This is a genomic window from Qipengyuania sphaerica (assembly GCF_019711595.1).
Classification (GTDB): domain Bacteria; phylum Pseudomonadota; class Alphaproteobacteria; order Sphingomonadales; family Sphingomonadaceae; genus Qipengyuania; species Qipengyuania sphaerica.
The window spans coordinates 114981-129784 of the sequence record NZ_JAIGNR010000005.1 but is presented as its reverse complement, the minus strand read 5'-3'; the positions used below and the strand labels follow the sequence as shown (position 1 = coordinate 129784).

General features: G+C 62.8%; 13 protein-coding genes. 6 read left to right on the top strand and 7 right to left on the bottom strand.

What is annotated here, in order from left to right:
- The first annotated feature begins 13 nt into the window (after window positions 1-13).
- Both mltA and K3178_RS13940 read left to right on the top strand, forming a co-directional pair.
- Window positions 14-1198 (top strand): murein transglycosylase A, encoded by a 1185-nt coding sequence (mltA, locus tag K3178_RS13945; RefSeq protein WP_221572023.1) that lies wholly within the window; start codon window positions 14-16, stop codon window positions 1196-1198.
- 22 nt (window positions 1199-1220) lie between these two features.
- On the top strand, window positions 1221-1769 hold the full coding sequence (locus K3178_RS13940) for a Smr/MutS family protein (protein WP_221572022.1): 549 nt from the start codon (window positions 1221-1223) through the stop codon (window positions 1767-1769).
- Here K3178_RS13940 and K3178_RS13935 read toward each other — a convergent pair.
- Both K3178_RS13935 and K3178_RS13930 read right to left on the bottom strand, forming a co-directional pair.
- Window positions 1753-2367: a Pr6Pr family membrane protein gene (locus K3178_RS13935; protein ID WP_221572021.1), complete on the bottom strand. Its 615-nt coding sequence runs from the start codon at window positions 2365-2367 to the stop codon at window positions 1753-1755. The two genes, K3178_RS13940 and K3178_RS13935, sit on opposite strands and share 17 nt — an antisense overlap.
- A gap of 41 nt (window positions 2368-2408) precedes the next feature.
- Complete coding sequence (locus K3178_RS13930; protein ID WP_221572020.1) at window positions 2409-2870, bottom strand: Lrp/AsnC family transcriptional regulator; 462 nt, start codon at window positions 2868-2870, stop codon at window positions 2409-2411.
- A gap of 113 nt (window positions 2871-2983) precedes the next feature.
- On the opposite strand from K3178_RS13930, the gene K3178_RS13925 reads away from it, so the two are divergent.
- Window positions 2984-4321: a S41 family peptidase gene (locus K3178_RS13925; RefSeq protein ID WP_221572019.1), complete on the top strand. Its 1338-nt coding sequence runs from the start codon at window positions 2984-2986 to the stop codon at window positions 4319-4321.
- 71 nt (window positions 4322-4392) lie between these two features.
- Here K3178_RS13925 and katG read toward each other — a convergent pair whose 3' ends face one another.
- The 5 genes from katG to aroC form a co-directional block, all read right to left on the bottom strand.
- On the bottom strand, window positions 4393-6609 hold the full coding sequence (katG, locus tag K3178_RS13920; protein ID WP_221572018.1) for a catalase/peroxidase HPI: 2217 nt from the start codon (window positions 6607-6609) through the stop codon (window positions 4393-4395).
- Between the two features lie 201 nt (window positions 6610-6810).
- Window positions 6811-8400 carry an alkyl hydroperoxide reductase subunit F gene (ahpF, locus tag K3178_RS13915; protein ID WP_221572017.1) on the bottom strand — a complete coding sequence of 530 codons (1590 nt, stop codon included), beginning with the start codon at window positions 8398-8400 and terminating at the stop codon, window positions 6811-6813.
- A gap of 168 nt (window positions 8401-8568) precedes the next feature.
- Window positions 8569-9135, bottom strand: coding sequence for an alkyl hydroperoxide reductase subunit C (gene ahpC / locus K3178_RS13910; RefSeq protein ID WP_221572016.1), 567 nt, complete (start codon window positions 9133-9135; stop codon window positions 8569-8571).
- A gap of 235 nt (window positions 9136-9370) precedes the next feature.
- On the bottom strand, window positions 9371-11668 hold the full coding sequence (locus tag K3178_RS13905; RefSeq protein ID WP_221572015.1) for a calcium-binding protein: 2298 nt from the start codon (window positions 11666-11668) through the stop codon (window positions 9371-9373).
- Between the two features lie 230 nt (window positions 11669-11898).
- Window positions 11899-12972, bottom strand: a complete 1074-nt coding sequence (gene aroC / locus K3178_RS13900) for a chorismate synthase (protein ID WP_221572014.1) — start codon at window positions 12970-12972, stop codon at window positions 11899-11901.
- Between the two features lie 321 nt (window positions 12973-13293).
- Between aroC and ruvA the strand changes: the two genes are divergently transcribed.
- From ruvA to K3178_RS13885, 3 genes are read left to right on the top strand one after another with little or no spacing between them, the layout of a single operon-like run.
- Complete coding sequence (gene ruvA, locus K3178_RS13895; protein ID WP_221572013.1) at window positions 13294-13893, top strand: Holliday junction branch migration protein RuvA; 600 nt, start codon at window positions 13294-13296, stop codon at window positions 13891-13893.
- Window positions 13893-14258 carry a hypothetical protein gene (locus K3178_RS13890; RefSeq protein WP_221572012.1) on the top strand — a complete coding sequence of 122 codons (366 nt, stop codon included), beginning with the start codon at window positions 13893-13895 and terminating at the stop codon, window positions 14256-14258. The genes ruvA and K3178_RS13890 overlap by 1 nt, the downstream gene beginning before the upstream one ends.
- A complete protein-coding gene (locus K3178_RS13885) occupies window positions 14255-14797 on the top strand; it encodes a DsrE family protein (protein ID WP_221572011.1) in 543 nt (180 codons plus the stop codon). Before K3178_RS13890 ends, K3178_RS13885 begins: the two co-directional genes overlap by 4 nt.
- Window positions 14798-14804 lie beyond the last annotated feature (7 nt).

The following is a 14804-nucleotide window of genomic DNA, read 5'->3' as shown; positions in this document are numbered from 1 at the left end:
CGCCGGAGGTCACATGCGTTATCTCGCCGGGCTGGTCGCAGCCTTTGCCATAGCGGGATGCACCGCGATCCCCGATGCCCGCCCGCCGCAGGATATCGGCGTGGTCGAGCCGCCCGAGCCAGTTCCTGCCGATACGGCACTTGCCGCGACGCTGACGGCAGGTCCGCCGATCGAGACCATGCCCTTTCCCGCCTTCGATGCAGGTCCGGCGCTCGCGGCGTTCAAGCGGTCCTGCGACAAGATCCTTTTCCGCGACGATACGAGCGGCCTCACCCGCCGCGTCGACTGGCAGGCGCCCTGCGGTGCCGCAGCCAATTGGGCGAGCGATCCGGCCGCCTTCTTCACCAGCCAGTTCGAAACGGTCGTGGTAGGCGACGGCAGTGCCTTCGCCACCGGCTACTACGAGCCCGAAATTCTCGGGAGCAGGGTCAAGGCTCCGGGCTATGAAGTGCCGGTCTACGGTTTGCCCGAAGACCTCGTGCGCGCATGGCCTGCGGACATGGCGGAAGCCGAGCGCACCGGACGCCCTCCGCTCGGTCGCTACGACGAGAATGGCGATTTCGTGCAGTATTTCGAGCGCTCGGAAATCGTCGCGGGCGCGCTCGAAGGCAAGGTGCCTGTCATCGCCTGGGCTGCCGATCCGGTCGAATTCTTTTTCCTCCAGATACAGGGAAGCGGTTTGCTGCGGCTTCCCGATGGCGATGTCATGCGCATCGGCTATGCGGGGCAGAACGGGCGCGAATATGTCGCCATCGGGCGCCCCATGCGCGAGCAGGGACTGATCGGCGACGGGACCGATTATCCCACTTCGATGCAGGGCCTAATGGGTTGGCTGCGCGACAATCCGGAGCGCGCCGATGAAATTATGAACCTCAACAAGAGCTGGATTTTTTTCCGCGAGCTGGACACCGAAGGGCCGCTCGGTTCGCTCGAAGTGCCGGTATTCGCGCGCGACAGCGTGGCCGTGGACCCCAAGTTCGTGCCCTATGGCGCACCCGTTTGGCTCGATATGGAGGCCGACGTCGCCGACGGCGTCTGGATTGCGCAGGACACGGGCGGCGCGATCAAGGGCGCCAACCGCTTCGACACTTTCTGGGGCAACGGCGCAGATGCTCGCGAGATCGCAGGTGGGATGAGCAGTCGGGGCAAGGCCTACCTGCTCCTCCCCAAGGGGACGCTCGCGCGCCTCAAGCAATGACTGCGCGATTTCGGTGGGCGCGATGAGCGCGCCGCGCGGTCTGACGGCGGACGAAGCGGAGGCGTGGGATAAGCTCGCAGCGACCGTCGAGCCGCTGCACGTGGGCAGGGTAAAGCCCAAGCCGGTGGCCGCGCCCGAAACCGTCCTGCCCAAGAAGCTAAAGGTCCAGCCGCAGCGTGTCGTGCCAGCGCCGAAACCCGCTCCGCAGCCCTCCAAGAAGCCCCAGAACACGCTCGATTCCCGGTGGGACAGGCAGCTGAAATCGGGAGCGGTCCAGCCGGATTTCACGCTCGATTTGCACGGCCACAACCTCGATGCGGCCTACGACCGGCTGATGAGCGGAGTGACTCAGGCCCGAGCCATGGGCGCGCGTACGATCCTGCTCATTACCGGCAAGCCGCGCCCCGTCGATCCGGCGGATCGCGGAACCCGGCGCGGCGCCATCCGCGCCAAGGTGCTCGACTGGCTTGCCGCCTCGAGCCACCACTCGGCCATCGCCGCCGTCCGCCGCGCGCATATCCGCCACGGAGGCGAGGGCGCGCTCTACATCGTACTCAGGCGCGAGCGGTAACGAAGCTGCGGATCGCCAGCAGCACGGCGGCCACCGCCATGAACAGCAGCGCCAGCCCGACCATGTTCACCAGCAGCATCGGCCAGCCGAGCGAAGGCAGATCGAGGAAGAAATAGGGATAGAAGCCCGTCACCGCGCCGTTCGCCAGAGCAAACGCGCCATAGGCCAGCGGAACCAGCACGACGACCGGCAGCGACTTCCAGCTCACCAGCTGCTCGCGCGAATGGGCGAGCCACCACAGCACTCCGCCGAGCGGCACCAGCGTGTGGTGCGCGATATTGGTCCACCAGTCCACGCCCTCCGGATGATGCGCATCGGCCAGCAGCACATGGTAGACCACCGCGATAATCACCAGCGCCGCAGATAGGGCAAAGGGCACGCGCGGCTCGATCGTGCCGCGCCACGCGATCCACGCGAAGATCACACCCGCCGCAAAATTTCCCCAGATGGTGAAGAACTGGAACATCCAGCCGAGCGTGGAGGAAAACTCCTCGCCATCGGCCATATTGGCGCCGACCTGCGCGATCAGCGATCCGATCGCGAGCAGCGAGAGAAAAAGGGCAAATGTGCGGGCCTGATGGGACAACTGCGGGATCATGCGCGCCTTCTAGCGACAGGACAGACCTTTTCCAGTCGCAATCACAAGGGAAGGGCGAGCGTCGCCTTGTGGCGTTTCTTGACGATATGGCTTTCGAAGCGCCGAACGGCCGGCGAGCCTTCGAGAATGCTATCGGCAAACTCGTCGAAAGCCTCGAAATCGCGCGTCACCACCAGCAGGACCATGTCGAGTTCGCCTGCCGTATCGAGCACCCATTGGACCTGCGGGCTTGCGACCAGTTCTTCGCGCAATGCCTTTGCCTGCGAAGTTTCGTGCCGCTCAAGATAGACGCGTACGAGGGTGGAGATCTGGTTTCCGGACACCTGTGGGGAAAGGACTGCGACCTCGCGCTGGATGGCGCCATTGGCCTTTAGCCCGCGCAACCGCCGCGCGATGACGGAGGGAGATCGCCCGATCGCTTCGGCAAGCTGGTCGGCGGTGCGGCTTGAATCACGCTGCATTTCGGCGAGCAACTGCCTGTCGATGTCATCCAGCTCGATCATGCAGTTTCACTGCGCTCCTTGCCAGAAATTGGCAAGAACGGGATAAATTTTGCCCGCAATGGGCATGGCACGCGCCTATGATCGCGACCGTAACTGATACGGAGACGAAATTAGTGAAATCGGGTCTATTCGGCGTGCTGGGCCTTGCCTTTAGCGCCTGCTTCCTCGCGCAGGCTTCGACGGCCGTGTCAGCACAAGAGGCCGGGCATCAGCAACAGCCGGTGGACCCCGCGAGGGTCGTCGGGGCAGTGCGGGAAAGCATATCGCAGCGCTATGTCCTTCCCGAAATGCGTCCCGTACTCGATGCGGCATTGGCGCAAGGACTGGCCACGGGGCGCTATTCGGTGTCCGATCCCGTCGATCTCGCTCAGCGCATCAATGAGGACCTGGCGCGCGTTGGCAAGGATCGGCATCTCAACTTCCGCTACGATCCGGAACGCGTTGAAGTGATGCGGTCGGCCATGGGAGGGGGCGGGTTCGACGAAGATCTCTATTCGAAAAAGGTGCGCGAGCAGAACCACGGAATTTCCCAGCTGCGTATCCTGCCGGGAAATGTGCGCTATCTCGAATATACCGGCTTCGAATGGATCGGGGAGGAAAGCGAGCAGGCGATCGACGATGCCATGCGCTTCCTGGGCGGCGGCGAGGCGGTGATCATCGATATCCGGCGCAATGGCGGGGGAAGCCCGCGAGCGGTGCAGCAGATCGCAAGCTATTTTCTTCCCGCCGGACAGCCTCTCGTCACGTTTTACATGGAAGGTGACGCATCGCCCGAACAACCCGAGGCGCTGGCTGAACTAGGCGCTGCCCGATTGATCGGCAAACCGCTCTATGTCCTCGCATCGGGCCGGACGGCTTCGGCGGCGGAAGAGTTCGCCGGTCACGTGGCGGGGTTCGGCTTCGGCGAACTGGTCGGTGCCAATACGCGTGGAGCCGGTTTTCGCAGCAGTTACGAGGTTATCGATCAAGGCTTCCTTCTCAGCATCTCGGTCGGCAGGGCGGTGCTGGTCTCGACGGGCAAGGATTGGGAGCGAACAGGCATCGCGCCGACGGTGAAGGCCGATGTCGACAATGCCTTGCCGATAGCCCATTCGCTGGCCCTGAAGCGCATCGCCAGCCAGTCCGACGGCGAGGAGGCAGCGCGCTATGCTGCATTTGCAGGCGTCCTCGAGGCTGCCGCGCAAGACCGGCAGGCGAAACGCGCCTCTGGCGATTATGCTGCCGCTTTCGGCGAGCGCCTCGTGACGGCAAGGAACGAGGGCAAGCTCTTCTATTCCCGCTCGGGCGCGCCGCATGAGGAGTTGGTCGCGCTGGGTGGCGACCGCTTTGCCTTCCGCGACAATCCCGACGTCCAGCTGGAATTTTTCTTCGAAGGCGGGAAGCTGTCGGCGCTCGAAATCTCCGATGCCTTGGGAGAGATCAAGGGACGCTACCCGGTGACGGGGGTTTAGCGCGCGCAAGAAAAAGCCCCCGGCGTTTCCACCGGGGGCTCCTTGCTTACCCGAAGGGTCCTTGGCGGCCCTTACTTGTGGTATTTCGCGTAGGTGAGATCGAAGCGATCTGCGTCCATGACCTTGGTCCAGGCCTTGACGAAGTCGCGCACGAACTTCTCCTCGTTTCCGTTCTCGGCATAGACCTCGGCCACGGCGCGCAGGCGCGAGTTCGAGCCGAACACGAGGTCGGTGCGCGTGGCGCGCCACAGCTCCTTGCCGGTCTTGCGGCAGGTGCCGACGAATTCCTCGTCGCCGCTCTCGTCGACCACTTCCCAGATCACGCCCATGCCGAGCAGGTTCCTGAAGAAGCTGTTGTCGAGCTTGCCCGGGGTCTCGGTGAGGACGCCGATGCTGTTGCCGTGCGTGGTGTGCTTGGTGACAGCACCCATGGCTCGCAAGCCTCCAACCAGCACGGTCATCTCGGGGATCGAAAGGCCGAGCAGATGCGCCCGGTCGATCAGCATGTCCTCGGTTTTCACCGATGCCTTGGTCTTGAGATAGTTGCGGAAACCGTCGGCAAACGGTTCCAGCGGTTCCCAGCTCTCGGCATCGAAGTCCTCGCGTTTCGCATCGCCGCGGCCCGTGGTGACTGGCACGGAGATATCGAAACCGGCATCCCTGGCTGCCTTTTCGACGGCTGCCGAACCGGCAATGACGATGGCGTCGGCCATCGAGATGGACCCGCGGATCTCGTCGAGCTTGGCGAGGACCTTGCCCAGTTCCTCGGGGTCGTTGACCTTCCAGTTCTTCAGCTCGTCGAAGCGGATGTGTGCACCGTTGGCGCCGCCGCGATGGTCCGAATTGCGATAGGTGGAGGCCGAGGCCCAGGCCGCTTTCACCAGTTCGGAGACGGTGAGGCCGCTATCGAGCACCTTCGACTTGAAGGAGGACAGATCGCCGTCCGATACCTGCGTTCCGGCGGGAACCGGATCCTGCCAAATCAGGTCTTCGCTAGGCACTTCGGGGCCGAGGTAACGGACCTTGGGGCCCATGTCGCGGTGGCACAGCTTGAACCACGCGCGGGCGAAGGCATCGTCGAGCGCGGCCTGGTCGTCGCGGAAGCGTTCGGAAATCTTGCGATATTCCGGGTCACGCTTGAGCGCCATGTCCGCGGTGGTCATCATGGTCGGGACCTTCTTGGACGGGTCGCGCGCGTCGGGCGCCATGTCCTCGGGGTCCGGATTGACCGGCTGCCACTGGTTTGCACCCGCAGGCGACTGGACCAGCTCGTAGTCATATTTGAACAGCAGGCGGAAATAGTCGCCGCCCCACTGCGTCGGGTTCGGCGTCCACGCGCCTTCAATGCCCGAAGTCGTGATGTGGCCCTTGCCGATCTCGTCGGGGTCGGTCAGCCAGCCAAAGCCCATGCGATGAAGGTTCTCTCCTTCGGGCGCGCCGGAGAAGGTGTCGATCGGCTTGGCGCCATGCGCCTTGCCGAATGCGTGACCGCCTGCAGTGAGAGCGACGGTCTCCTCGTCGTTCATCGCCATGCGGCTGAAGGTTTCGCGCATGTCGCGGGCCATGCCCTCGGCGTCGTGCGGATTGCCGCCCGGGCCTTCGGGATTGACGTAGATGAGGCCCATCTGGATCGCGGCGAGCGGGTTTTCGAGCGCGCGGCCTTCATCCGGGTGGATGCGGGTTTCAGCGCCCGTATCGACCCATTTTTCTTCCGTGCCCCAATAGACGGTTTCGGGATCGAACACGTCGGCACGGCCGCCGCCGAAGCCGAACACGGGGCCGCCCATGCTCTCGATCGCGACATTGCCTGTAAGGATGAAGAGGTCGGCCCAGCTGATGTGCTTGCCGTATTTCTGCTTGATCGGCCACAGCAGGCGGCGCGCCTTGTCGAGGTTGCCGTTGTCGGGCCAGCTGTTGAGCGGTGCGAAGCGCTGCTGGCCGCTGCCACCGCCGCCGCGCCCGTCGCCGGTGCGATAGGTGCCTGCCGCGTGCCATGCCATGCGAATGAAGAAGGGGCCGTAATGGCCATAATCTGCCGGCCACCATTCCTGGCTGTCGGTCATCAGCGCGGTGAGGTCGGCCTTCAGTGCATTGTAGTCGAGCGCGTTGAACGCCTCGCAATAGTCGAAATCATCGTCCATCGGATCGGCCGCGCGGCCGCCTTCGGTGAGGATTTCGAGGTCGAGCTGGTCGGGCCACCAATCGCGGTTGCGGCGGCCGAAGAGGCCGCGCGTACCGCTGTCTCCGGTGAAGGGGCAGCCGCTTATGTCTCCGGTTTTGGCGTCCATGAAGTCACTCTCCTCGTAAAAAGACTCGGGTCTCCCGCCCGACAATGCAGGCACAGTGAACCTTGCCCTCTAATCCGTCCAATCGATTAAACGGTTCAAATAGATTGGAATAAGCGATTGAGCGACGAAGCGTGGCGCACAAAGGAAAAACGCCGCCATCCCATTGGAATGACGGCGCTTCATCTACGGATCGAGACCGGGTCATGCGGCCTCGGCGATGTCTCCGGCAGGCTCGGTGCGGATCAGGTAATCGAAGGCGGAGAGACCCGCTTTAGAGCCTTCGCCCATGGCCACGACGATCTGCTTGTAGGGAACATCGGTCACGTCGCCTGCGCCGAAGATACCGGGCAGATTGGTCCGCCCTTCCTCGTCGGTGACGATCTCGGCGAATGGGCTGAGTTCAAGGCCGCTGCCCTGAAGCCATTCGGTATTGGGCACGAGGCCGATCTGGACGAAGACACCTTCAAGGTCGATCCGGCGTTCGTCGCCCGATTTGCGGTCTTTCACGACCAGGCCATCGACCTTGCCGTCCTTGCCGGTGATCTCGGTGGTCTGGCCGCTGGTCACGATCTCGACATTGGGCAAGCTGCGCAGCTTGGCCTGCAGCACCTCGTCGGCGCGCAAGCTCTCGTCATATTCGATCAGCGTCACATGGCCGACGATCTTGGCGAGGTCGATCGCCGCCTCGACGCCCGAATTGCCGCCGCCGATCACCGCGATGCGCTTGCCCTTGAACAGCGGGCCGTCGCAGTGCGGGCAGTATGCCACGCCCTTGTTGCGATATTCGGCCTCGCCGGGCACGCCGAGGTTTCGCCAGCGCGCGCCGGTCGCAAGGATCAGGCTGCGCGCCTTGAGCGATGCGCCATTGCCGAGCTCGACCGTGTGGAGGCCGCCTTCTTCCTTGGCCGGCACCAGCTTCACCGCCTTGGCAAGGTTCATCAGGTCGATCTCGTATTCGCTAACGTGGCGCTCGAGCTCGCCTGCCAGCTTCGGACCTTCGGTATAGGGTGTGCCGGGCAGGTTCTCGATACCGAGCGTATCGTGCAATTGCCCGCCGAAGCGTTCGGCCGCGATGCCGGTGCGAAAGCCCTTGCGCGCGGTATAGATGGCCGAGGCCGCGCCAGCAGGTCCGCCGCCGACGATGAGGACTTCGAACGGGTCCTTGGCAGCCAGCTTTTCGGCAGCCTTGGCATCCGCGCCGCTGTCGATCTTCGCCAGGATCTCGGCCAGTTCCATCTTGCCGTTGTAGAAGGGCTCGCCATTGAGGAAGGTCGCGGGCACGGCCATGACGTCGCGCTTCTCGACCTCGTCCTTGTATGTGCCGCCCTCGATCAGCGTCGCGGTGATGCGCGGATTTTCGAGTGCCATGAGCGTCAGCGCCTGCACCACTTCGGGGCAATTGTGGCAGGAGAGCGAGAAGTACATCTCGAAGTGGAAGTCGCCCTGCAACCCTCGGACCTGTTCGAGCAAATCGGCATTGACCTTGGGCGGATGGCCGCCCGCCCATAGCAGCGCGAGCACCAGCGAGGTGAACTCGTGCCCCATCGGCAGTCCTGCAAAGCGGACCCACTTTTCCGCGTCGCTTGCGCGGCGGATCACGAAGCTGGGCTTGCGCTCGTCCGTGCCGTCGAAGCTGGCCGAGACCATGTCGTGCAGCGCAGCAATCTCTTCGAGCAGTTCGCGGGTTTGGCGCGACTTGTCGTCATCGCCAAGCGAGGCGACGAGTTCGACCGGCTCGCGCAGATTGGCGAGATAGGTCTTCAGCTGCTGGGTCAGGTTCGCATCGAGCATGGACGGACTCCGGGCGTGGTTCGCGGATGGGACGAAAATTTCGGGGAGGGGAAAAGGCCCGGGGCGGGGGGGAGGAATTGCCCCGGGCCTTCCAGCGACCCGAGTTCTATGCTCGGGCTCTTGGGTGGGCGCGACTAGGAACGCCCACCTTAACGGATGCTGTCAGCCTTAGATCTTGCCGACGAGATCGAGCGAGGGAGCCAGCGTTTCGCTGCCTTCTTCCCACGCAGCCGGGCAGACCTGGCCGGGGTTGGCGCGCACATACTGGGCGGCCTTGATCTTGCGTGCGAGTTCGTTGGCGTTGCGGCCGACGCCTTCGCAGGTCTGTTCCATGATCTGGATCACGCCGTCGGGATCGACCACGAAGGTCGCACGGTCGGCAAGGCCAGCGCCTTCACGCAGCACGTCGAAATTGCGCGCCAGAACGTGGTTCTGGTCGCCGAGGAAGGGGAAGTTCAGCTTGCCGATCTTCTCCGAAGTGTCGTGCCACGCCTTGTGGCTGAAGTGCGTGTCGGTCGACACGGCATAGACTTCGACGTCCATCTTCTGGAGCATGGCGTACTGTTCGCCGAGGTCTTCCAGTTCGGTCGGGCAGACGAAGGTGAAGTCGGCCGGATAGAAGAAGAAGACGGCCCACTTGCCGCGCGTGTCTTCGTCGGTGACCTGGAAAAAGTCCTTGCCGGCCTGGAAGGCGGTGGCGTTGAACGGCTTGATGGTGCTTCCGATGATACCCATGGGTTATTCTCCGTTGTTCGGGTGTGAAACTCGGAGATGCAGATAGGGAGTGCTGCGATGCACAAAAGCGATTTTGTGCGATTGCGAGCATCGGAATTTTCAATCAGTAGCCTGGAACTTTCGGAAAGCTCAACTAACTGCGCGTTTCCTTGCATTTATGGCAAGCGAGTAGGCGGAAATTGCCAGCCGGGTTCGGGTGAGAGGCGGATTTCCGCCTCCCACCCATGCCACGGGGTCAGAGGATGAAATCGCCCGCGCTGAGATCCATCTGCCCGTCGAGGCGGATGTAGAGATCGCCGACGCCGTCGCCGTCCACGTCCATTTCCACGATGGTGCTGGTGCTGGTCTGGAAATAGCGCAGTTCGCCTGCCGTCTGGCTGAAAGCCGAGGTGCCGATGAAGGCGAAGTTCTGGTCGCCTTCGACGTAAATACTGGCATCGACGTTGCGCAGGTTGATCCGGTCGCCGTCCGACTGGCTGAAGTCGGTGATGATATCGGCGATCGCGAGGCGCGCGCCCATCTCTTCTGCACTCATGAAAATAAAGCTGTCGGCGCCCGCGCCGCCGGTCATCGTGTCGCTGCCGTTCTCGCCATAGAGCCGGTCGTTGCCATCGCCGCCGTCGAGCGTGTCGTTGCCCGTGCCGCCATAGATGCTGTCATCACCGCCCATGCCGTGGAGCACGTTGACCCCGCCGACACCGCGCACGATGTTGTCGAGCCCGTTGCCGGTCCCGTCGAAATCGCCGGTGCGCATGCGCAGGATCTCGACATTGTCGCCCAGCACATAGTCGAGCCCGGCGATCACGCCGTCATTGCCCTCGCCTGCCAGCTCGAGCACGCTGTCGCCTGCATCGTCGACGAAATAGATGTCGTTGCCGGTGCCGCCGACCATCTCGTCATTGCCCGCCCCGCCGATCAGCGTGTCGTCATCTGCCTGGCCGTAGAGACGGTCATCGCCATTGTCGCCATAGATGCGGTCGTTGCCGTCCTGGCCGTAGATGCGGTCATCATCTGCGCCGGCCCAAGCGCGGTCGTTGCCCGTGTCGAGAACGATGACATCGTTGCCCCCATGGCCATAGACTCGGTCGTCGCCTCCCAAGCCTTCGAGCCGGTTACCCGTCGCATCACCTTCCAAGCGGTCGCGGAACTGCGTGCCTGTAAGGTTTTCGATCGATACCAGGGTGTCGATGCCGGCCCCCAGGGTGTCCTGCTGGACGCCCGAAAGGCTAAGCCTGACGAACACTCCTTCCGTTGCTCCCTTGTAGCTGACCGTGTCCTTGCCGCTGCCGCCATCGATGAAGTCGTTGCCGAGATTGCCGTAAATGAGGTCCGCTCCGCCCAGCGCGGAAATGGTTTCATTCCCCGTTCCGCTGAAATAGGTATCGGCATCGGAGGTCAGGACGGTTTCCCGATCGGCAGAGCCAAAGACGAGATGGCCGAGCACCGTGACCCCGTCCTGCAACTCGGTAGCCAGGTCGAGATGGTAATATCCACCTGCAAGGATCAGGACCTGATCGGCACTACCGTTGCCATTGGCGTCATAGGCGATCTCGGTATAGCCATCATGCCAGCTATAGGCCATGTCGCCGACTTCACCGGTCAGCGCGCCATAGTGCATCGAGCCATTGGAGATGAGGCCCTCAATATAGGGGTGGTAGAAGCTGACTGTATCGTCATGGTCGAAATCATGGATCCATACCCCTACAAACTGACCTTGCGAGAAGTCGTACAGATCCGCGCCGCCCATGCCCCAGACATGATCTTCAAAAGTTCCATAGGGTGATTGATTCCAGGCGCTCAGGGCGAAATGATCGCCCGATGTCGATCCGATCAGGACGTCGCCCAGCTCCGTGTTAATGAAATAAACCTCTACGCCGTCCAGTTCGGAAGCATCCACCTGCATCCCGTGAGACGGGACATTGCCGTAACGATAGTCACTGAAAATCTCGACCATCTCGACATTGGTTGCAGTGAGCAGGGTATTATTGCCTTGGAGGACCGTGAATTCCTGCGAGTCGCCTATCGCGTAAACCCACTCACCGGAAGTCGCACTTTCCAGCGCGGCAATATCGAAGCCGCCAGCGCCATCCATGTAGTTTTCGCCGGCACCGAGTGAAACGGTGTCGTTATAGTTGCTGCCGAAAAATACGTCATCGCCAAGCCCCAGGAAGAAGACGGTAAAGCCGTTCGGCACCGGGGATTCGAAGGCACTGGCGTCTACTGTCACATCGTAGACCAGGTCGCGATCCAGGTAGAAGCGGACCGCTTCGATGTTGGTGAAGCTGGTGTCGATGGAGCCATCGCTGCTGGTCAGGCTGTTTGCGCCAAGAGTATAGGTGACCGGCCCGGCAGGCATCGGGAAAAGGTCTGAAAGCCAATTGGTGAAATAGAGCTGGTCCAAGCCATCCCCGCCATCGATCGTGTCGGTGCCGATACTGCCGTATATCCGGTCATTTCCTCCCAGGGCGTCGATCGTATCGTCGCCTGAAGTCCCGTAAATATTCTCGCCGTTATCAGTCCCTGCAATTTCCATTTTTCGACCCCCTTGGTGAAATAAGGGCCGACCGGAACCACAAGCCTAGCGTCGTCGTCGAAAATTTTCGGCGGCGTTAGATGTGAGAGAGCAGACCCTTTCCGCGACAATTATCGCGGGAAATCGGAGGGTCAAGTTCAGTGGCGAGCCCGAAACTATTCGCCCGTAACTGTTGTATGTAACGCACAGTATTGGGGCGCGGGATATCCACACCGAGCGCGCATTTCTTGCTACCGCTGCGCTATTTGGGCGCGGTGCAACATCATGTGATCCGCCAGGACCAGCGCCATCATAGCTTCGACCACCGGCGTACCGCGGATACCGACGCAGGGGTCGTGGCGGCCCTTGGTGCGGACCTCGGTCGCCTTGCCTTCGCGGTCCACGCTGGCGACGGGGGTGAGGATCGAGCTGGTAGGCTTGAAAGCCACGCGGCAGACCACCGGCTGGCCGGTCGAGATGCCGCCAGCAATGCCGCCTGCGTGATTGGCGGCGAATTCGGGTCCGTCCGCTCCCGGTGACATGGCATCGGCGTTCTGCTCGCCGGTCAGGCGCGCGGCGTCGAAGCCGTCGCCGATCTCCACGCCCTTGACCGCATTGATGCTCATCATGCCCGCCGCAAGGTCGCCGTCGAGCTTGGCATAGATCGGTGCGCCCCAGCCTGCGGGTACGCCCTCGGCCACGCATTCGACCACCGCGCCGAGCGATGATCCGGCCTTTCGCGCATCGTCGACCAGCTTTTCCCAACGCTTGGCGGCCTCTGCATCGGGACACCAGAAGGGATTGCGGGCGATTTCCTCTCGATCGAAATTCGCCGGGTCGACCCGGTCGCCGCCGATTTCCGCGACATAGGCGAGGATGGTGACATCGCCGATCACCAGCCTCGCCACCGCGCCCGCCGCCACGCGCATCGCCGTCTCGCGCGCGCTCGACCGTCCGCCGCCGCGATAATCGCGGAAACCGTATTTCGCGTCATAGGCATAGTCGGCATGGCCGGGCCGGTAGGTATTGGCGATCTCCGAATAATCTTTCGATCGCTGGTCGGTGTTTTCGATCAGCAGACTGATCGGCGTGCCGGTGGTCTTGCCCTCGAACACGCCGGAGAGGATGCGGACCTCGTCGGGTTCCTTGCGCTGGGTGGTGAACTTGTTCTGCCCCGGTTTGCGCGCATCGAGGAAGGGCTGGATGTCGGCTTCGGTGAGCGCGATCCCCGGCGGGCATCCGTCGAGCACCGCGCCGATGGCAGGCCCGTGGCTCTCGCCCCAGGTGGTAAAGCGCAAGACGCGTCCGAATGTGTTCCAGCTCATATGCTTCGTCTTGTCCCAAGCAACCCTACGTGTCCACTTTGCCTTTTCTGAACATGGATGAAGCAGGATTTTCCTACAGCAATGAAAACTGCGACAAGCGTTCGAGACTGGCGATGCGCGCATCGTCTTTTCGCCATGTGTCAACTTTCGAAATCTGACATAAAGTGTATATCAAACAAAGGGCTAGGAGGAGTTGGATTGCTTGGCGCGGTGTCAACTTCGTCAACCGGTCGGCAAATCGTCCCCGCCCGGCGAGCGCGTTGGCGATAAACGAGGGGGAAGCACTGGCAAAAGCAGCAGGGGTAGCGCAGAAGGAATAATATGATTGCGAAGCTCAAAGGCCTGCTCGACGAAACCGGCGCGGACTGGGCGGTGATCGATGTCTCGGGCGTCGGCTACCTCGTCCATTGCTCGACCAAGACGCTCGCTGCGCTGGGTGAAAAGGGCGAGGCCTGCACGATCTACACCGATCTTCAGGTGAGCGAGAACGACATGCGCCTGTTGGGCTTTGCCGAGGCGGCAGAGCGCGACTGGTTCCGCCTGCTCACGCAGGTGCAGGGCGTGGGCAGCAAGGTTGGCCTCGCCATCCTCTCGGCGCTGTCGACCGGCGAGGTGCAGCAGGCCTGCTCGCAAGGCGATGCGGCGACCATTGCGCGGGCGCAGGGCGTCGGGCCGAAGCTTGCCGGACGCATCGTCAACGAGCTCAAGGACAAGGCCGGCGCGCTTCCCGGCGGCGCGGGCGTGGCGGCGGTCGCATCACCGGTCGGCGGGGCGAGCGCCGATGCGGTCAGCGCGCTCGAGAACCTGGGCTTCAAGCCAGCCGTGGCCGCGCGCGCGGTGGCGGCGGCACAGGGCGAACTGGGCGAAGGCGCGAGCGAGGGCGATCTCATCCGCGTGGCATTGAAGAGGGCGGCGGGATAATGGCACGCGACTGGCGCCTCGGCATCCTGGCGATCTACGCGCTGGCAACGCTCGGCCTGATGATGGATGCGGGCGAACCGGACCAGCTGTGGTGGTGGCCACTCGCCCTCCTGTTTCTCCTATGGGCGGTGGCTCCAATCGCGCTCTTGTGCATTACGCAAGGCCATGTGACGGCAAAGGGGATCGCAGCTCTCGCAATCGCGGCCTTCGGGCTCTGGGCCTTTGTCCAGACGATGTATATCGCGGCTCCCGATGCACAGGGAGGCTTGATTTTCCTGTTTGCGCCGCTGCTGCAGCTGGGAGCAGCACTGGCCTGCCTGGGAGTTATCAAGGCCGGGGCTTGGGTTAAGGAGAGAAACGGATGAGAGGGGCAATTCTGTCATTCGCACTGGCAGCATTCTGTGCGCCAGTATCCGCGCAGGACATGAGCGCTTTCCAAACCGGTCCCGTGTTTGCCGACTTCGGACCGCATGCTTCTGTCGACGGGCTCGAGTCCTTCGCGGCAGACACCGAGTTCGCGCACAGCTTCGACGTAGCCAAGGCCGCCAAGGATGGCGCGCGCAATCGCGGCTTTGAGAGCGCCGCGCGGTTCATCAACATGCATGTCGCAAACGGCGTGGCGGAGGAGAATATCCGCGTTGCCGTGGTGGTACACGGACCCGCGGTGCTCGACTTGCTTTCGGCCTCGGGCTGGGCGGCGCATGGCAAGGAGGGCGAGAACGGCAGCGCCGCAATGGTGCGCGCGATCCTTGACCAGGGGTCACGCTTCATAGTCTGCGGCCAGAGCGCCACCGCGCAGGGCGTAACCGCCGACCAGCTGATCGAGGGCGTCGAGATGGACCTCTCCGCCATGACCGCCCACGCCAAGCTCCAGCAGCGCGGTTACACGGTGAACCCGTTTTGAATTTCAG